20 protein-coding genes and 1 tRNA gene are annotated in these 19693 nt (G+C 41.9%); 6 read left to right on the plus strand and 15 right to left on the minus strand.

Going from position 1 to position 19693, the window contains the following annotated elements:
- Positions 1-399: hypothetical protein (locus IBX40_03755; protein ID MBE0523436.1), on the minus strand; the 399-nt coding region annotated here is incomplete at its 3' end.
- Positions 400-675: 276 nt separating this feature from the next.
- Positions 676-749 (minus strand) — tRNA-Thr (locus IBX40_03760).
- A gap of 156 nt (positions 750-905) precedes the next feature.
- Here IBX40_03760 and IBX40_03765 point away from each other — a divergent pair.
- Positions 906-1154: a hypothetical protein gene (locus tag IBX40_03765; GenBank protein MBE0523437.1), complete on the plus strand. Its 249-nt coding sequence runs from the start codon at positions 906-908 to the stop codon at positions 1152-1154.
- Positions 1154-1399: a hypothetical protein gene (locus IBX40_03770; GenBank protein ID MBE0523438.1), complete on the plus strand. Its 246-nt coding sequence runs from the start codon at positions 1154-1156 to the stop codon at positions 1397-1399. Before IBX40_03765 ends, IBX40_03770 begins: the two co-directional genes overlap by 1 nt.
- Before the next feature lie 30 nt (positions 1400-1429).
- On the opposite strand, the gene IBX40_03775 is transcribed toward IBX40_03770, so the two are convergent.
- The 6 genes from IBX40_03775 to cdhA form a co-directional block, all read right to left on the minus strand.
- Positions 1430-2845, minus strand: a complete 1416-nt coding sequence (locus tag IBX40_03775) for an acetyl-CoA decarbonylase/synthase complex subunit gamma (protein MBE0523439.1) — start codon at positions 2843-2845, stop codon at positions 1430-1432.
- 2 nt (positions 2846-2847) lie between these two features.
- Positions 2848-4152: a CO dehydrogenase/acetyl-CoA synthase subunit delta gene (gene cdhD, locus IBX40_03780; protein ID MBE0523440.1), complete on the minus strand. Its 1305-nt coding sequence runs from the start codon at positions 4150-4152 to the stop codon at positions 2848-2850.
- 65 nt (positions 4153-4217) lie between these two features.
- On the minus strand, positions 4218-4967 hold the full coding sequence (locus IBX40_03785) for an AAA family ATPase (protein ID MBE0523441.1): 750 nt from the start codon (positions 4965-4967) through the stop codon (positions 4218-4220).
- Between the two features lie 17 nt (positions 4968-4984).
- A complete protein-coding gene (cdhC, locus tag IBX40_03790) occupies positions 4985-6370 on the minus strand; it encodes a CO dehydrogenase/CO-methylating acetyl-CoA synthase complex subunit beta (GenBank protein ID MBE0523442.1) in 1386 nt (461 codons plus the stop codon).
- Between the two features lie 42 nt (positions 6371-6412).
- Positions 6413-6940 (minus strand): CO dehydrogenase/acetyl-CoA synthase complex subunit epsilon, encoded by a 528-nt coding sequence (gene cdhB, locus IBX40_03795; protein ID MBE0523443.1) that lies wholly within the window; start codon positions 6938-6940, stop codon positions 6413-6415.
- A complete protein-coding gene (cdhA, locus tag IBX40_03800) occupies positions 6940-9318 on the minus strand; it encodes a CO dehydrogenase/acetyl-CoA synthase complex subunit epsilon (protein MBE0523444.1) in 2379 nt (792 codons plus the stop codon). The genes cdhB and cdhA overlap by 1 nt, the downstream gene beginning before the upstream one ends.
- A 325-nt stretch (positions 9319-9643) precedes the next feature.
- Here cdhA and IBX40_03805 point away from each other — a divergent pair, with 325 nt between their 5' ends.
- The gene (locus IBX40_03805) at positions 9644-10273 is read left to right on the plus strand and encodes a ribonuclease HII (protein MBE0523445.1); all 630 of its coding nucleotides are present in this window, start codon (positions 9644-9646) and stop codon (positions 10271-10273) included.
- 110 nt (positions 10274-10383) lie between these two features.
- Entirely contained in the window at positions 10384-10602 is a 219-nt protein-coding gene (locus tag IBX40_03810) for a hypothetical protein (GenBank protein ID MBE0523446.1), read from the plus strand.
- Positions 10603-10764: 162 nt separating this feature from the next.
- On the opposite strand, the gene IBX40_03815 is transcribed toward IBX40_03810, so the two are convergent.
- Positions 10765-12867 carry a thioredoxin domain-containing protein gene (locus IBX40_03815; protein ID MBE0523447.1) on the minus strand — a complete coding sequence of 701 codons (2103 nt, stop codon included), beginning with the start codon at positions 12865-12867 and terminating at the stop codon, positions 10765-10767.
- An 81-nt stretch (positions 12868-12948) separates the two neighbouring features.
- Here IBX40_03815 and cfbB point away from each other — a divergent pair, with 81 nt between their 5' ends.
- Positions 12949-14394, plus strand: a complete 1446-nt coding sequence (gene cfbB, locus IBX40_03820) for a Ni-sirohydrochlorin a,c-diamide synthase (protein ID MBE0523448.1) — start codon at positions 12949-12951, stop codon at positions 14392-14394.
- A 16-nt stretch (positions 14395-14410) separates the two neighbouring features.
- Here the strand turns inward: cfbB and IBX40_03825 are convergent, their stop codons facing one another.
- From IBX40_03825 to IBX40_03835, 3 genes are read right to left on the minus strand one after another with little or no spacing between them, the layout of a single operon-like run.
- A complete protein-coding gene (locus tag IBX40_03825) occupies positions 14411-15385 on the minus strand; it encodes an rRNA biogenesis protein (GenBank protein MBE0523449.1) in 975 nt (324 codons plus the stop codon).
- A 26-nt stretch (positions 15386-15411) separates the two neighbouring features.
- Positions 15412-15822 (minus strand): Mov34/MPN/PAD-1 family protein, encoded by a 411-nt coding sequence (locus tag IBX40_03830; GenBank protein ID MBE0523450.1) that lies wholly within the window; start codon positions 15820-15822, stop codon positions 15412-15414.
- A gap of 17 nt (positions 15823-15839) precedes the next feature.
- Entirely contained in the window at positions 15840-16814 is a 975-nt protein-coding gene (locus tag IBX40_03835) for a methanogenesis marker 2 protein (protein MBE0523451.1), read from the minus strand.
- A 67-nt stretch (positions 16815-16881) separates the two neighbouring features.
- On the opposite strand from IBX40_03835, the gene IBX40_03840 reads away from it, so the two are divergent.
- Positions 16882-17304 (plus strand): ribonuclease HI family protein, encoded by a 423-nt coding sequence (locus IBX40_03840; protein ID MBE0523452.1) that lies wholly within the window; start codon positions 16882-16884, stop codon positions 17302-17304.
- Between the two features lie 33 nt (positions 17305-17337).
- Here IBX40_03840 and IBX40_03845 read toward each other — a convergent pair whose 3' ends face one another.
- The 3 genes from IBX40_03845 to IBX40_03855 all read right to left on the minus strand — a co-directional run bounded on the left by IBX40_03845 (position 17338) and on the right by IBX40_03855 (position 19680).
- On the minus strand, positions 17338-17565 hold the full coding sequence (locus tag IBX40_03845; protein ID MBE0523453.1) for a hypothetical protein: 228 nt from the start codon (positions 17563-17565) through the stop codon (positions 17338-17340).
- Between the two features lie 226 nt (positions 17566-17791).
- A complete protein-coding gene (locus IBX40_03850) occupies positions 17792-18478 on the minus strand; it encodes an ABC transporter ATP-binding protein (GenBank protein MBE0523454.1) in 687 nt (228 codons plus the stop codon).
- A 2-nt stretch (positions 18479-18480) separates the two neighbouring features.
- On the minus strand, positions 18481-19680 hold the full coding sequence (locus tag IBX40_03855) for an ABC transporter permease (protein ID MBE0523455.1): 1200 nt from the start codon (positions 19678-19680) through the stop codon (positions 18481-18483).
- Positions 19681-19693 lie beyond the last annotated feature (13 nt).

Below are 19693 nucleotides of genomic sequence, written 5' to 3' on the forward strand. Positions count from 1 at the left end.
AAACACCAATATATGTCGTCTGCCACTGCTATCCACTCCCAGGTCTTCGTAGTAGGTGGTATCATCGTATTTATTCAAACCTTTCGAGATTATCTCATTTTCCGTGGTCTCTTTTGTTAAGTTCTTGAACCTCTCAGGCTTAAAACCTTTAATTCCGGTCAACTGGTCTTTGTCCAGGGCAGTAATGTACAGATAGTTCTTGCTACCTTCCAGATGCTTCAGGTTATCTTCTGAGACCATTCCGCGATCGAAAACCATGATAATTTTTTGTAGATTGAATTTCTTTTTCCATCGATCAGCGTTTCCTGTAAGCGTTTTTACATCGGCAGTATAATCTTCAAGAATGTCCCAGGAAAATGGGTAACCTCTATTGCTTTGGGTAATAGGCTTTGGAGGCAATTTAATGTCCTCTTAGCGACCACCTTTCAGGTGGTTGCCTTTCGGCAATACGAATGTAACAAGGATCAAATCACTGTGAATAAAGAGATAAGAATCATATTCCCTGGGCTGGTCAGGACATAGCAGTCCCCAATCCCATGCGGCTTAATAGATGAGCGAAGTAATGGGCAGGGTAACAGTGGCTATAGGCGGCGGTATTGCAGTCTGGACATGATCTCAAGGGAGATGATAAATCAACTACGTAAAAAATGGGCTTTTTGTACTTTAGGACATAGAAGCCTCGGGGGGGATTTGAACCCCCGACCTAGTGATTACAAATCACTCGCTCTGCCGGGCTGAGCCACCGGGGCATAGTTATATTCAATAAAAACGCACGCTTGAAGGTTATTATTGCACATAAATACTTCGGTAGAATGGAATATCCAAAACATTATATGTCTTGCCACTCCTTCTTTAATTAGAGATAAAAATCCCCTGGTTTAATAAAAACTATGGAAGGGATTATCATGGGGTCCGAAAAAGAAGAATATCTCAAAAAGCGTTATAGTGAAATGTCCCCTGCCCAGCTTGAACTCATTATTAAGCAGATCAACCTGGAACTGGAACATCATCCTGAAGCTGATAAGACTGAATTGCATATAGCAGTTGAAGCCCTGGAAGAAAAGAAAAAGGCAGCACAGAATGAAAAAATGGACAGATCATATCTTCCTGATAATATGGAATATGGTATAGATGTTGGTGAGGAATTCCGATAATGAATCCTGTAATAAAAGACCGGGTTAATGCTCATCTGGAAACCATTGAGGAGGTATATGGTTTGAAAATCCTGAATAAAAATGAAGTTGCTGGCTGGATATCAGATAGGACAATTGATGAGAAGACTGCTTTGACTGTTGCCACAGCAATAAATACGTGGGTTATGATGAACAACGATAGCAGTGGTGTAAAAATCCCTTATAATGTAATGAATGTGATACACAAAAATCTTGCCTTAAAATAATTTTTGGCAAAGCACCATACATTTTCTCTATTAACTTTTAACTTCAGGCGGCCAGTTCTTCTCCATCCAGCCAGGAATGCGACCGCTGTCCGGAGTTCCGATCTTTACATTCAATCCACTGGCATCTTCCATATCACCCTGAAGTCTTGCTGCCAGTCCCGGAAGTATCACAGTATTGTGACTGGTCATCTTCTTGAAATCGAAATTGTCCTTATTGAACCCATCAGTAATTGTCTTGGCTGTCAGCTGCCCACCTGCTACCGCAGCTTCTACACCCAGACCGTCAGTATCAGCTGCTAATAGATAACAATCGATCCCATTACTGGCCAGGTCGCTCTCAACCGTATAATAAGTCAAAGCAAAATTGGTAGTCACGATCACAGGAGAATCCTTACCAGGAGAACCAACCTCATACACCTTTGGATCTACCTTGACAGGGGTCCTCGGGTCGGTATAGATTGTATCCCTTATATGAAGTTCGGGAAGTAGGGCATAGGGTTCAATGCTATGCAGGATCATGATATCACCATATCGTACAGAAAATACCGATGCCAGCACAGTTTCCCAATAACTGGCACTGACCGGGTCATCATTGGTTAAATAAGCTGTCATGGGTACGGCCATTAACGGGAATGCAATATCCCGCTGTCCCTCCTTAATCCCTGAACGCCTGATCTTCAGGAAATTCTCAAACGATTCGCGCAGGCTCTTGCCCTGTGGATTAGTACCCGGGTCCAGAATCAGATTTTCCCGACCCATCTCTAAAAAAGTTCCTGCCAGGCTTTTCAGGGTATCCATGTCATCAGGTGCAAACAGGACCGTGGGAACATCATATTCCAGTACCAGGTCAGACACTGCTTGCCAGTTATCCCTGGTGGCTGCATAGATTAGCGGTTTTGACTTGGCCGCGACCTCCAATCCAGCTTTTAACACTTCAGGATTCAGACTGCATAATATTAGTGGAAGGTCAGTATTCTCCATTACTTTTGAAACAGTTTCCTTGAATCTGGCAGGGTCATTTGAGGTACTGCGTACCGCAATCATATCTATTGTAAGGAAACGGCCCACATAGAATTTCCTGTAATCCCGGATGAATTTGACTCTTTCAATCAATTCATCCTCAGGCATAGTATCCCATACATCAATCGCAAAGGCAGGCTGGTTAAAGAAAGTCAGCTGATGCCTATACAGCACATCATCACCACCAACTGCCACTGCTTCATCGCCCACACCGATAATCACTTCCCTGATCTCAGGAGCCATCAATTCGCCGAGTTCAAGGTATTTTTTCTTGAACTTATCCTCCAATATGGGTTTGCAGTCTTCCAGTTTTAATGAGCGGTCTATGAGATGGGATGCAAAAGCCATACATGTGGCCTCACCACAATCACCGCAATTTGTCTGGGGCAGGTACTTATAAACTTCCAACGGACTGTTTATTTTCATTTTCACACCTCCGCAGTAACCCAGTTGGAGATATCTATAGTATCCCTGTCAATTGAACCATACAGGCTCTGGGTAATCTCCTTGAGCACAGCTACTGAACCTGGGTGCATCATCATGAACAGGTCGTTGCCTGCAAGGGCCAGGGTCAGTCCGGTAACGATCTCCCAGATAGGACCCCTGTATTCCCTGGGCCCCCAATCACTGTCTTCCTTTATGGGCGAGCCCACCATCCATGCTTCCCTGGCTCCCCAGGCATTGGTTGTACCGCTGCTCATCGGGAAGGAAAGTTCGTTATCCCCGATAAGACCAGCCAGGCGGATGCGCTCCATATTGGTATAAGCATAATCCAATCCGTAACCCAGTGCAGCTGTTGTCGGGTCCATAATAATATCTTCCCGCTTGACACCGCACTGCTTCATCAATTTCCTGTTTAACTCCTTCTGGGCATTGATCTCAAGCTGGGTCCATGACAGGACAACATGCCCGTATTCATTAGCTGCTTTTGCAATGCGTTCATAATCAAGATTAAGACTGGCACTGGCCAGCAATACTCTCTCACCTTCTGCGATCTCTGCTACCTTTTCCAGGACTTCAGGGTCCTTCTCAGGATTGCCGCTGCCGCCTATGACAATAGGTACATCCACTGCCTGCAAAACATCGGCCACGGTCTCTGCTGCCTCCCTGGCCGAGGTATCCTTGATCATGGGGTCAGTACTGATCAGGTGGATGGTCACCATATCTGCCCCAAAGTCATTGACCGCTTTCTTGGCCCATTCGGCCGGGCTCTCAATTACATCCTCATAATTCACCTTGACAGCTTTTGCCATTCCGATGGGCATATCGAACACATCCATTGTGATGTGGTTTCGATGGGGCATTGGACTGTCAAAATAGTAAGGTAGTGCGTTCTCCCCTCCCACAGTCACTGTACTCTTTCGGGTGCCTCCATCCGCAGAAGTTGCTCCCAATGTGACTTCTTGTATGGGATTTTTCCATTCATCTATTTTACCTACTTCAAATTTAGACCGCAATAATTCCTTAGGTCTGGCCGCGCCAGGGACTGCGCTTAACCCTGTTGCCCCAAGTAATTGGTCAACAGGATACCCCAATAATCGTGAAATATTGATAAGATGCTGGGCTATCTGTGCAGTTTCATGCCCAAGCATATAGGATAGCTGAGGATTGAGTCCGCCCATAGCGTCCAGATCAAGTTCTATGTCGCCTTCTATGTGAACCCCTTCCAAAGACTCCACATCAAGGTCTTTGAACATGCCGCCCAGTTCTGATATTTTAAGTTTTTTTGCCATTTAGCATTCCACCGGTTTTTTTGTATATAATGAACTTCAGATGATCATGATTAAAAGTCTAGTTCTTACAGCTCTAATTGAATGATAATATTTTCGATTTCAACTATTGCAGGGGACGTTGATGGGAGCTCCTTTAGTGATCTCCCTTCAAGATCGAACTGGGCAATGGTCTCATCAAAAGGTATTACGCCTGCCAGATCCAGTCCCAAATCCGCAGCATATTGCTGAAGACGTTCCCTGTTCTGAGGTGTTACCTTGTTGAGTACTACATGCATTTTCTCAATATTCAAATCAAGTTCTTTCACAAGCTCTCTGATCCGCTGTGCAGTATGCAGACCCCGCTTTGAACCATCAGTCACTACAATTAATTCATTGACATCCTGTATTATACCCCTGCTAAGGTGTTCCAGTCCGGCAGCCGTATCCACTATGGTCAGATCATAGTTTTTGATGATACGATCCATAATACCTCTTAAAAGATTATTGGCAAAACAGTAGCAACCCTTACCTTCGGGTCTTCCCATAACAAGCAAGTCATACCCTGTCTGCTCTAAAAGCACTGAATATATTTTAGATTCCAGTACCCGTGATTTATCAGTATCAGGTGGTAGATTATCCCTCTGTGTCATAAGGAACTCTCGTTGGTCACCTACAGTCTGCGTAACCTCATCTCCAAGAACTTCAGGCAGGTTTGAATCTGGGTCGGCGTCGATGGCAAGAATAGTCATATCCTTGCTCACCAGTTTACTGATGAGCATGGCCGCAAATGCGGTCTTGCCTGTACCTCCTTTACCTGTAATGGCTACGACTTTCACAGTCACCTCAACAGTTATTATTTACTGCTCAGGACTATCCTGTCTATGGTGACTTTGGCGTTCTTCAATGTCACCTTAATGCCGCCACCACCGCCCATTGCAGGCATATTCTGCATCATAGCCGGGTCGAATGCTGGTATGTTCATAGCAGGCATTGGAACTGGAGCAGCTTCCATCTCTGGTTCTTCCTCAGTAACCCATTTTTCCACAATAGGATGACCTTTATCCAGTAAAAATGCCTTCAAAGTATCCAGATCCTTGGCATCTTCTTCAGTAGCCACCTTGTCAACAATATCTTCAGGGATATCATTCATAATTTTATCTTTCAGGTTCTTGGGCATCCAAACCACACGGTTCCAACCGCCATCTGACTGAATGAATTTTGGGGAGCGGAAATAGTTAATACCTACACCCAAAAAACCCATGACCTGCTTTCCACCACCGGTCTGTCCTGCCATAGTACTAAAAGGCAGGCCGTTGGGTGCCATATCTGCGTAATCCCTATCTACCCAACCGATACCATCAAGTTCTGGTATATAGAAACCTACTACCTCAAAACAGCCGCACGATGTATGTGGAAACTCAAAGAAACTGTGTATCTTAATCCTCTGGTATTCGCCACCTGATAATGCCACTGCTTTCTCATTAACACCTGTGTATTCTCCACCGATCTCGTCAAGGCATTCGCCTTTTTCAATAGCGAACTGGGGCCCTTCAGGATCCACTTTGGCTGCAGCCCTTCCATCGAACCAGTTAATGGCCCCGCACAGTGCGATCCTGTCGGGAGTGATAACACATACACTGGTGGGTGCAAAACTCTGGCACAGAGTACACCCATAGAATACGTCAACATCCTCATCATGGAGATTACGGGTCCGCTCATCCCTGGCAGCATATACAATCATTGCCTCATCCTGTGCTTCCTGCACTTTATCCAGATCAGTAATGTAAGTGGCTTCGATCTTTTCAATAAACGACATCTCATTTTTGAACAGCATCATAGTGGCCTTGGCGATCTGTTCAAAAGAATTGAGGCCTTTTGCAATTGCATCCTTGTTAATACGGAGCCATACATCATATCGCTGGTTCAGGTGCATCAGGCCCTGGATATAGTTCTGGAAATCGTGGTTTCGCCTTTCAACGATGGCTTCCAGATCAGTTTCCACCAGTTCACCTGCAATACGGTAGATCATGCCTAAAGGGAGCCGGTCCCCCTCTTTAACATCTGAGATATCAGGGCCGATAAGTGTAAACTTACCATCTTCAATCTCGTCCATTTCTGAAGCCCGGACCAGTTCGAACCCTTTTGATTTCGGGCCTGCCAGTTCCAGGTACATATCATCCTTACGTACTCTTTCTCCCTCAAACATAGGGGATATTTCAAAGGGGAATTCATCAGTCATTAATTCATCCTCGTATCGTTTTACCTTTTGATTGTAATTATATCACGAAATTTGGGCAATTACTTCCTGCAGTGCCTTAACATGATCTTCCTTTTTAAGATTGCCGAATGATTGTTTGGCATTTGGATGGTAATATCTGTCAATGGAGATCACATTGATGTTTGTGAAATTCTTCAAAGTTGACATCAACTGGCTGGCATGATAGTAAGTATGACCTAAAAAGATCGCTGTATCATAGCCACCATTTCCGTAAAATCCTTTCCAATTCGGGTCCTTAAGATATGAAACCAGGGCGTGTAAATTAACGTATGTGGCTTCAATACCTTCCTTTGCCAGATTCCCCATGCTGCTTCCTGTAGCAGCTACTGGAATCCCTTTTTCAGCCATTATTTTTACGATCTCTATAAGTCCTTCCTCACCAGCTGCTGTCCCGACGATCAACAAAGGTCGTTTTGCTTTTGAGATCAGTTTGCCGGCCACATCTGCTTTGGTAGGTCTCGCCATCTTGGGTCCTGGTATATTACCCCTGTCAAAAGGAATTGCATTTTTGGTTGTATCCACAGCAGCCATTATTCAGACGCCTCCTTACAAAGTCTGGGTACATTTGTAGGCTGGAATGATACATCAGCAACTCTGGTCGGCCCTTCCAGGATCTTTTTCTTGTTCCAGTCGATCTTCCATCCTTGTTTTTCTTCAAGGTTCTTAAGAAGTGCTTCCTTCTTGGCCAGAGGCAGGTCTGCTTCACTTCTCACATAGATATGCCAGTCATCAGGCAAGGTTCCCAGGTATTTCTCGTTCAGTTCGATGTAATGTGTGAGTTTTATCATCCGACCAAGACTGTTATCACTTGGCCTGAAACAGAGTTTAGCCAAAAGGGGCATTACCTCGGCTTTAGTCTCAGCCGATATAAAGAGATGTTCGGGAGCAGGTTCAATATTTATTACTTTTCCATCCCTTCCATCCATCACATTCCATTTCTCTGAATCATAGGGTTTTCCAACATAAGCACGTCTGTATTTGGGTCCATGTGGTCCTACAACTACTGGTATGCCCAGCCTGTTGCATCCGGTACCTATTGACAGGGCTTTCTGGGAATATGCTCCCCAGGCCAATCCTACTGCACCTATCCTGTTCAATACATAATCTGCGATCTCTTCCCAGTTGCCTGTGATATTTCGACCCGCAAAAATACTTGCCACCTTGATGGTAGTGGCAGCAATATGTGCATTGGACACACAACCTCCGGTATTCAGCAGGTTTCCTTTGATAAAACGCCCCGCAAATCGTTCATATAGTGTCTTATCTTCATCGTCTTTGAACATGCCAATATCCATGGCCGTGCATCCTGAGGTTATTATGATGTAACTTCGCTTCAGCATCTCCTCGGCGATCTCATACACCTCCCGGCTGCCGTTGGGATAATTAGGGCATCCCACCATGGCAATTACACCTGGGGTTGTTCCCAGTACAAGGTTGCGACCTTCTTCCCTGATCTCAGGGTCGCTAATCTGGCCCCTGCCTACCCGGACCTTGCCCTTCTCTTCCCGTATCACTCGTTGGGAAGCTTTCTCAATTACGTTTAAGACCGGGATACCTTTCGGGCACTCATAATCACATCGTCCGCAACCTATACAAATATCATGGAGATGCTCAAATTTGGAGAGATCACCTGCTGCTGCAGCTTTCATGGCTTCGTCAATGGGCAGGCCCTGTGGACATCCGATAACACAATTTCCACACATAGTGCATGATGAAACAAGTTCCTTGAATTCTTCGTCATTCGGAAGAGCAGTAATGCCTTTTGCTTTTCGTATAGGGGCCATTTCCATGACAAGTTTGGGTACCAGTTCTCCAACCTTTTCGTAATTAAAGACCAGTGCACCGGGTTCGTCACCTGAAACAAGCTCTTTTATTATATCATCGATCTCGTCATCAGAACGGTCCTTCAGACCATACAAGATCTTATCGTTGGTAGTAATTACAGGAATGTGGAGCTTGCTTGCTTCCTTTAGAATATCTGCCCTGACACATTGTTCGTCCACTACAATAACATCAGGAATGCCCGAACGTATGTATTTTAATTCTTTGGACATGGAACCCACGATCTTGGCATTAGTATTATATCGGACCATATCATGGGCTGTGCAACACAATCCTGCCACTTCGATCTTATCACTGAGCTCATGTTCTTCTATATAATCCATAATATATGTCACTGCAGCCACATTATGGCCTATGCAGAGCAGTACCGGTTTAGTATTATCAATAGAACCCATTCCGATCTCAACGAGCGGAGTATCCTCTATGGCTTTAGGCATACCCAGACAGGATATCTGGATAATATCAGCTACTTCCATTCCCAGCAGGTCAAGCATACCGGCATGAAGAGCCTTGGATTCAAAATCATTTGCATCACCTTCCTGGCCGGTATGAGTGGTAGCTAAAAGTTGAGTGATCTCTTCTTCGATATAATCAAGCACAGGTCGAAAATCGCCAATTGTCTCTGGTGCTATTCCCATAATTGTTTGCGTAACAGGAGCTTTCAGGTTGCTAAAACCCACTTCTATAGGATGGTCTGCACCAAAACGCTCGATCAGATTATTAAGTAGATGCCTGCCATGTGCAGTATGTGCTGCAGTACCCATAAGAGTCTTAGTCAAACTCTCCCTGGCCTGATGGGTTTCCATGTCAATTCCACATGCCCCTTCTTTATTACCAGTAAGGTCACATTTACCGTATGTACAATTACAGCACATGTCACATACTGGTGAATAGACTGGTTCATACCTGTTAAGCAGCCGTTTATCCCAATCCCTCAGATCTGCTATTTTAGGTTTGGGAGTTGGACCCTGAGCTTCCAATTCGGCACCAGAATATGCCACTTCACCTATATTTATCTGGACGTTCTCCAGATCTTCTATTATGAATCTGCCTTTTTTTAATACCATTGAGAATATACTCTCCTTTATTCAGTCAGATATATTTTTTTTAGTTTGCCAACACATAGTAATTTTTTAAAATACTTTGTTAATATATTATATATATATATATACACATCTATCTTTAATTATTTTGCTAATATTCATAAATAATATAATGCACTATGAATTAGCCCAAAACACATTGTACATATAGATTAAATTTAGCCTTAATAAATTCTATAATATTAAATGCTTTTGCATCTATCATTATTATAAATAGTAGATAGATACAGTTAATTAAAAGAATTAAAATATTACTTTTGTAATCATTTATTAAAATTTTGGAATGAATATGGTACTTATAGCAGGTGTAGATGAAGCAGGAAAAGGACCTGTGCTGGGGCCCATGATGGTGGCCGGAGTAGTTATGCAAGAAGACCGGCTGGATGAATTGAACAAACTTGGAGTTAAAGACTCAAAGGTACTTTCGGCAACACGTAGAAATTACCTTAGTTCCAAAATAAAAGAGCTTGCTAATAGTTATTATATCCTGGAAGTAAGTGCCAGACAGATAGACGAGTTCAGGAAGATCATGACAATGAACCAGATAATGGTATTGAGTCATGCTAATGTACTGGATCAAATCAAACCCAACAAAGCATATCTGGATGCTGCAGATGTGAATGAAGAACGTTTTGGGGAAAATGTACAAAAGAAATGTAGTATATCTATAGAAATTGTAGCAAAACACAAAGCAGATACTAAATTTCCTATTGTTTCAGCCGCATCGATAATTGCAAAGGCCCAACGGGATAGAGCTATTAGAGATATGGAAAAAGAAATTGGAATACCGCTGGGAAGTGGATACCCTTCAGATCCTACCACAAAGAGGTTTTTGGCAGACTGGATAAAAGAACATAAAAGTTTTCCCGAAATTGTACGTCATTCATGGAAAACTACTGAAAACCTTCTGAACCTCTGATTATTGGCTTTACATCAATCATTATTAAAGAATAATACCGCAAATAATAAGTAACAATAAACCATGATAAAAACATGTCAGGTATATTTTTGCCAGGCAGGATGAAAATTATGGAAGAGAAAACTTATTCAGAACAGCGATGTAATTATTGTAGAGGTACCGGGAAGGCTGATGGGGGAGAATGTCCAGTTTGTCACGGAAAAGCATCATTTATGGTAAAAGAACCCCCATTAAACTGCCAATTCTGTAAAGGAAATGGTTTTATGATGCCAGGAAGACCCTGCAGAACCTGCAAAGGAACAGGCTGGATGGGTATCAAGAAAAATTAGTATAAGTAAAAATCTTAAAATCTTTATTCCTAATAGTTTTGGAATATAATATTTGCATATTAGCTTATATTAACTTTGATATTTATATTCCAATTATTTTTTTTAAAAAATTTCTTCCCTAACTTCATGGAACCGCTTGCCTATGTTCTAATGGGATCTTATTTAATTTTGAGTTATCAATTCCAACATTTTCATTCCATCAGTTGTTGGAAGAGTACAGTGATAATTCTTGCATACATATGCTGTAGCCTTGCCTTCTATACTCAAAAAATCTTTGATATATTGGACCAGGTGAGTGATCTCAGGTTGATCTGTTTCGCCGGGATAAAATATTACTACTTTATTTGGCACAAACTCTCTTCTCAGAAGCTTCAACATTTGTTGTGTATCTTCTGCCTGAGACTCCCCCACTATAACGACTTCACTTGTAGGTCCCAATGCAAAATCCAGAGCTGTCAGCAGCATAGTATATCCGGCAGGAGAATATGAAATACTTTTTGAGAAAGCTCGGGCAATCCTTGCTCCAATGTCTTCAAATTCAGGATCAGCTATTATTCGGCCCAGCCGAAACAAATTTAACATTGCAACTGAGTTGCCTGAAGGAACTGCACCATCATAGATCTCTTTTTTCCGGATCAGGATATCTTCTGCTATCTCAGATGTAAAATAAAAACCACCATTCTCCTTATCCCAGAAATGTTCAATTAGATCATCCAAAAGCTCTAAAGCTGTTTGCAGGTAATGTTCTTCAAATGTGGTTTCATATAGTTCTATCAATCCCCAGATAAAAAAAGCATAGTCATCTAAAAAAGCAGGAACTGAGAATTCCCCATCACGATATCGATGATAAAGTATGCCATCAGTATCCCGCATATTTTTAAGAATGAAATCGGTTGAATTTTTGGCAGCGTCAGCATATTCAGGTTCATTAAGTACCTGCGCTCCTTTTGCCAGTGCAGCTATCATTAATCCATTCCAATCCGTCAAAATCTTATCATCTTTATGAGGATGAATGCGCTTTTCACGAACAGCAAAAAGGTTCTGCATAGCAGTATTCAGATCTCTTCGCAGTTCTGTTGTCGGGAGATGAAGTTCAGAAGCTATTTTTTCCAATGGTTTTTTCAGGTGCAGAATATTTCGACCAGACTTGTTTTTGGTCATTTCATCTGCAAAGTTCCCTTCACTTTTAACATTTAAGACATTGATGAGTAATTCACTTTCTTTTTCAGATAGCATCTGCCGAATTTCGCCTTCAGACCAGACATAGAATTTTCCTTCTATTCCTTCACTGTCCGCGTCCTCGGCAGAGTAAAATCCTCCGTCCCCATCAGTCATATCTCTTAAGACATATGTGAAAATCTCCCGGGCAGAATTTCCATATTCTTCTATCCCTGTTGCCTGGTAAGCTTCCAGGTAGGCCATTGCCAGCATTGCCTGGTCGTACAGCATCTTTTCAAAGTGGGGAATAAGCCATTTAGCATCAGTGGAATAACGATGAAAACCAAAACCAATTTGATCATAAATGCCGCCCATTCGCATATCATCAAGGGTCTTTTCCACCATGTAAAGGGCCATTTTATCCCCGGTGCGTTTCCAGTAACGCAATAAGAACATCAGGTTATGGGGGGTAGGGAACTTGGGTCTATTGCCAAATCCCCCGTACTCTTCATCAAACATTTTGAACAACTGGATATATGCATCATGAAGAGTATCTTCGTTTAATTCATTTCCTTCTTCTGACGATCGCTTCAAGGCTGAAATAGTCTGAATAGCCTGTTCCTCCAATTCCTTCCTTTTATGGGTCCAGAGGTCATTGATCCCTGGTATTAATTCCAGCATCCCCGGCATCCCGAATTTACTATGCTTTGGTATATATGTAGCAGCATAGAAAGGCTTTTTATCAGGAGTAATTATGATTGAAAGCGGCCAGCCTCCACTGCCAGTCATTGCCTGGCAGGCGGTCATATACACACTATCGATATCGGGCCGTTCCTCCCTATCTACTTTAATACACACAAATGTCTCATTCAATAGCCGGGCAACTTCATTATCTTCAAATGATTCTTTCTCCATCACGTGGCACCAGTGACAGGTAGAGTACCCTATAGACAGGAAGATAGGTTTATCCTCACGTTTAGCCCTTTCAAAAGCATCTGGACCCCACGGATACCAGTCTACAGGATTATATGCATGCTGCAGCAGATATGGACTTTTTTCTTTTATCAATCGATTTGGATATCTTTTCTGGCTTTCTATTTTGGTCACAGATAATTCCCCACAATTTCACACATTCAAAATGGTGATAATGAATATTAATATATAGTTTCAGATTGTCCTCAACAAAACATGAACGACATTACAGAAAAAGTTGACATCCCCAGAATACTTATCGCCGGGGACCGCTCATCCAGTGGAAAAACAACAATTTCCACGGGACTAATGTCAATATTTTCCGATATGGGATTACGGGTTCAGCCATTCAAAGTAGGATTGGACTATATTGATCCCAGTTATCATGCAGAAGCTACAGGCCGACCCTGCCGTAACCTGGATGGATACCTGATGGACAGGGACTCGGTCCTGGAGGTGTTCCATCACGGAATAAGTTACGATGGGGGTGCAGATATTGCAATAATAGAAGGAGTAAGGGGGCTATATGAGGGGCTCGAAGGCTTAAGCGATATTGGCAGCACTGCCCAGATCGCCAAGATACTGGACTGTCAGGTGGTTCTTGTTATTAATGCACGGAGTATTACCCGCAGTGCAGCTGCACTGGTCATGGGATATAAAGCATTTGACCCGGATGTTCATATAGCCGGTATTATCCTGAACAATATCGGCGGAGTAAGGCACGCATTCAAGGCGCGACAGGCAATTGAATCATATACTGATGTACCAGTGATAGGAGAGATACGGCGCGACGAATCCATGAAGATAAGCATGCGGCACCTGGGACTTGTTCCTGCTCTGGAAGGAAGGCGCAAACTTGACGATTTTGATCAGCGCATGTTGGAGATCAGGAATATTATCAGGGATGGGATCGAGCTTGACAATATACTGGAGCTTGCCAGGAGCGCATCAGCCCTGGAAAAGCCAGAAACCAATATATTTGAACCCAAAAAGGCTAACGAGAGCCCAGTGATAGGTATAGCTCTTGATGAAGCTTTTAATTTTTATTACCAGGATAATCTGGACCTGCTGGAACTATCAGGGGCAAAACTTGAATATTTCAGTCCTGTCCACGACATCCATCCGCCAGATATGAACGGCATATATATTGGTGGGGGATATCCCGAACTATTTGCACCCGAACTGGCTGCCAATGAAGGCATGAGGGAACATATTTTGGAAATGTCCCTCTCCGGAATGCCTATTTACGCCGAATGCGGAGGTTTGATGTATCTTACCCAATCCCTGATAACCGGAGCCATAAAGACATCCTCATACCGCACTGCAGATATGCCTGAGGGGGAACACCAGATGGTAGGTGCCCTGCCTGGAAAGACGCTTATGGGGCGCACCCGTGTGGTAAGTTACAGCAGGGGCGCTTTTATTGAAAATACTCCCATAGGACAGCCTGAGGATAGGTTCATTGGCCATGAGTTCCATCATTCAGAGATAATCGACCTGCCCGGCAATTCAAAATTCGGGATGAAATTGGAGCGGGGACATGGTATCAAGGAAAGTTATGACGGCTTGATGGACAATAATACATTAGCGGTCTATTCCCATCTGCATGCAGCATCATACAGGGAGTTTGCTCCGAGATTTGTGGCTTCATGCCTGAAATAGCAGTAATATCAGGATATCAATGTTTTGGAGGATATTGCTTATGCAAAGCCTCTAACTTTCGATTAAAGCTTTCAGCAATTTCCCGTCTATAATCTCCTGAATAATAATCCACCCTTATAGCTATTGAGATACTGGAAGCAAGTTTCCTTGCGATCTTACCCCTTAGCCACCTGGATGATCCGCTGATGGCAGGATGTTGAAAAATGACTCCATGTTTGGGTGATGGAGCGTTGCCCTTTAAATGTTTAAACAAAGCCTTTTCAGCACCAAGTACCTGAATAGTGCTGGAAGGCATGTTTGTAAGTTTTTGCACGCTTCCTGCAATACTGATCAACCGCGCTCCAATATGTGCACCTGCAATAGCTGAAAGATTGGGTAACTTGCCTGTTATATATAATTCAATATATTCAGATAACCTATTCCGATTTTCAATTAAACCGGAAATATTTACAGCCAGCTCTCTTATGTTTTCTGCATACGACACCGGAAGTTCGATCCCCATTGAATGTTCGGCAATTCTAAGGATATCTTCATCTTCAACAATCCATGTATCAGGATTATCCCTGGTACCATACCTGGAAACAAAATGAACAAGAGGTTCGCTTTTCAGTTTAAGTTCAGGGAAATTAAGATCATATAACTCTTTCAATCTTTCAGACAGAACATTGATTATCCTGTCAAGGTCATCCATTGCTTCGATACTCTGGATTAAGATTTGTTCGTCTGATTTTGCGGCACTGACCAGTTGTCTGGTATATTCAATATTAACGCTATGAAAAAGTTCGTCGTATTCCTGTTCAGATATTACGAATTTCCACTTCAATGCCAGATGACGAATGTCACATCCGCATATCTCATTTATTTCCAGTGCACGGGGAGTTTCCTGCAAACGCTCAGCTAGCGTGCGAACGTCCCTGGGATACAGATCACAGGCCACGATATTTTCGTTTTCAATAGAAAAGATGCCGAACCAGATTTTAATCAGTTTCACTTAATATATGTTATTCAAAATTGTATTTAAAGTATCTGATTATCAACCTCATCTTCATCGAACTCGATGTCCAGTACTTTCAGGACCCTGGAATGACCATTTGAATCATAACACCGCCATGAACGGTCGTTATAGGGAGCTCCCACAATTATGTTGTTGTCCCCAACTCTGGCAAACAATGCAATATCGGCTTTGGAGGGATTGGTATTTGAGGAGGGGTGGCTGTGAACCGAACCTGCCATCTTGATATTGGGCATCATGTATAATCTCAACACTGCACTTACCTGGTTGGATTCAGTACCTGGAAGAAAAATAACATCTTTGATCACTCCTTCCTCGGCCCGCAGCAATCCAGCGAATTCCCTGGGAGCTGATGATTTTGAAACTTCAAGAATAAATTCCAATGTGGATCTTGCAATACCCTCGATCTTGGTTATACTAACACCTCAGATCACTACACAATACCAGTTACGGTGTCCTTTTTAAAATCAAATAGGCTGAGACTTTCTTCTCCATGCTTTATGACCAGCCTGTCATTACTGGTTATTTCACCTATGACCCTGGCGGTTATTCCTACTTCTTCGAATAATTCAATGCAGCGTGTTTCATGGCCTGGCTGCGCCGTGACAATATATCCTGTGGCAGGGTAGATCTTAAGCCACTGGATAAAATCCACTCCTTTGGGAACAGGTATTTTTGCCAGGTCGACCACCGCACCCTTATGGCTGGTCTCAAGCAGCATACCCAATGTACCTAAGGTTCCAGGGTTACTGATATCCTTGCCAGCAGTTACTGCATGGGCTTCACCTATGGTCTGCATGACCATGAATTTCTCTCGTACTTCGGAAGGTGTTTTCATGGTGGTGGTGTCCCAGCTGTAAGGTGAATTCGGACCTACTCTACCTTCCATATCATAGGCTGCAATAATCAAGTCTCCTGTCCGGGCAGTATCACTTCGTATCAGGCAGTCCCTTTTTGCAATCCCCACAATTGCTACTGATAGGGATAAGTGAGGTGTGTCCGGATGTAGATGCCCCCCTACCATTGGGACCCCGAACTTGGAAATCCCGTCTTTAATACCATTTAGAAGTTCAATACAGGCTTTTTTATTGCTGCTGGACAGTACATTGACCATACCTAATGGTCTTCCGCCCATTGCCGAAATATCATTCACATTCACAAGCACAGAACTATAACCGGCCCACCAGGGACTGGCTTCCAGTAGTCGCCCCCATATACCATCGGCTGCAAAGAGAATGACATCTTCATTCCCTGCATCCAAAACGGCTGCATCATCTCCGAAATCTGCAATACAGTCCCCATATTCAGACCTGACGGTCTCGAAGATTTTTACAATATCTGCGATATTATGCTTGCGTGTAAGTCCTTCAAAAGTACGGATCTCATCTGCGATTTTCTCAAGGTCCAGGGATTATTCCTCCATAATAGATATTTAAGATTATTGTTTATGTTACAAAAGCATTGTGAGAATGGATATGCCAAAGTTCAAGAAGATCTATATTGTCACCGATGGGGCTTCAAGGGGAAATCCCGGACCTTCTGCCATAGGATACGGTCTCTATGATTCAAACTGGAATGTAATTGAAGAACGATCCCAATATATCGGGATAGGTACAAATAACGAAGCAGAGTACCGTGCATTGATGGCCGCCCTGGACAAAGCAACTCATTACTCGAAGAATGAAATTGAACATTATACGGACAGCGAACTGTTGACCAGGCAGTTGAAAGGCCAGTATAAGGTACGGGCTGAGAACCTCAGACCGCTTTTTGATAAAGTATCCTTAAAAATAAAGGATTTCAAGTCAGTAAAACACACCCATGTTCGCAGGTCTGATAAACGGGTTCAGAGAATTGATGAGCTTGCGAACCAGGCACTGGATAAAGCTGGAAAATAACGATTGTAAATAATTTCAATAATACTGTCAGTTTTAGCTATTTGGTGGTATGACTCCTGTACATCTCCCATTTATCTCTGCTGTTCTTGTATTTAAATTAACCACACATGCCGGATTACATCCTGGTATTTTGTTTAACGGCTCAAGATCTATCCACCAGGTGCCTGTATATTCATTGCAGAAATAAGTGTCTTTTAACGTGCCTTCTGTATCACATTCGCTATTTAGTGCAATTTCGACAATCAATTTTCGTTTAGCCATATGCAACTGAATTAGTCATGTTTTTATTAAAAAATGATACGAATTTATTGTAAATGACTACTGTGCCCGAGTAAAAACTGGCGCCAAATTCTTTCATCCTCAGAAATCCAATGACCATTAGTAATATTGAAGGAGATTTCCGGATATTTCCTGCTGAGATCACCAATAGTTACACCTTTAGGTACTTCAGCATCGATAATTATGTGTTTTATTGTCGATTCCATTTTTAATTCTTGTTTGTATCTAACACTCCATCTTTGACCCAGATAATTCTGTCCGCTTTTTTTCCTTCTTCTAATTCATGGGTTACCATAACTATTGTTTGTCCAATTTCTTTGTTTAGTTGTCGAAATAGTTTTACAGTCCTTTCTGATGAATCTGAATCAAGGTTTGCTGTTGGTTCATCAGCATACAATATTTTAGGCTTATTAACTAGTGCCCTTGCAATAGACACTCTTTGTTGTTGTCCACCGGAAAGTTCTGAAGGGTAGTGATTCATTCTATCGCCAAGACCTACTTTTTTAAGAATATCCTTCGCCATTTCTTTATATTTTTCTGTTGTTATTCCTTGTGCCATTGGAGTAATATACACATTTTCAAGTGTAGTTAATTCAGGAATTAAGTTATATGATTGGAACACGTAACCTAATTTTTCAAGTCTGAATCTGGTTCTTTCGTCATCAGATAAATTAACAACATCTTCATTATCAATTAATATTTCTCCTTTTGTGGGGATGTCCAATAACCCCAATTGATGGAGTAAAGTGCTTTTTCCGGATCCACTTGGACCCATTATTGCAACAAATTCTCCTTCTTTTATGTTTAGACTTATATTTGTTAGAGCATAAGTTTTTATGACTCCATTAAAATATACTCTTTCCAGATTTTTAGCATTAATTATTATATCAGTCATTTTTATCCACCAAATATAGCGTCAAGTATGTTATCATCTGCTGCTTTTTTTGAGGGGAAGAATCCTGCAATTATTGAAGCAAAGATCAAAGTAACTGATGTTGTGATTAATCTGTCTGTTGTAAGAATTGGGACTACATCTCCAATCGGCATATTCAGAGGATACATTGTCAAAAGGAGAAGTAAGCCTTGCATCACCAAATTACCAATTATTACCCCTACAACTCCATAAATAAGTGATTGTAAGACATATGACCCTAGTATGATTTGCTTTTTGATTCCCACCGCTTTTAAAATACCTATTTGTTTTCTCTTATTCGTGACATTAATGAAAATGATTATGTAAATTGTTGCAAAAGCAGTTAATAAGCCTATAAACCCAGTGATTTGATTTGTTATTTGAAGGCTGCCTACAAACTGTTTTACAGCCCCCATTTTTGTTTGCCAAGGATTTATTTGATCACTTACTCCCAGATCTATAATTTTTTGCTTATAATAATCTTCACTACCTCTTTCCGGAAGTTTGATGAGAATTTTACTTGCAACATCTCCTGTATGAAATATCTTGTTGTATTCATCATAATTAATGAGAACTTTATCATCACTAAATTTTGATCCTGTCTTAAAAATACCTTTTATTTTATAGTCATCAACAAAACCATTACCAAAGCTTAATCTAACTGTATCGCCAACATTAACATTTAATCGTTTTTGTGTATCATCCTCTAGTGCATAAGCTTGTATAAGATCTGCTCCAATAATAATAACTTTAGTGTCTTTTTCTGAAAGGTACTCTCCTAGGACCATGCTTTCATGAAAGTTTGAGACCTTTAATTCATCTTGCGGATTAATAAAAAAGACCGGAATTCCCATTTCAGTATTTTTATGCGTTGCAATAACACTAGACTCAAGCCTGGGGGCTACGCCTACAACACCTGGAATCCGTTTAATATTCTTAACAAGAATACCTACATTTTCTAAATGTAAATTATCTTCGGTTGGTTCTATCATCAAATGTCCTGTAAGACCTTCAATCATACTTTCTTCAAATTCATAACCCAGACCGTCAATAATCGCTGCAAAGAAAGTAATTGAAAGAAAGCTCATTGCCATGACTGCAACAATTACAAAAAAAGTAGACTTGCTTTTAACAATATTTTTATAGGCTAAAAAAGCAATTACTTTGAAATCGTTCTTATTCATCTTAATACCCTTT

Source organism: Methanosarcinales archaeon (assembly GCA_014859725.1).
Classification (GTDB): Archaea; Halobacteriota; Methanosarcinia; order Methanosarcinales; family Methanocomedenaceae; genus Kmv04.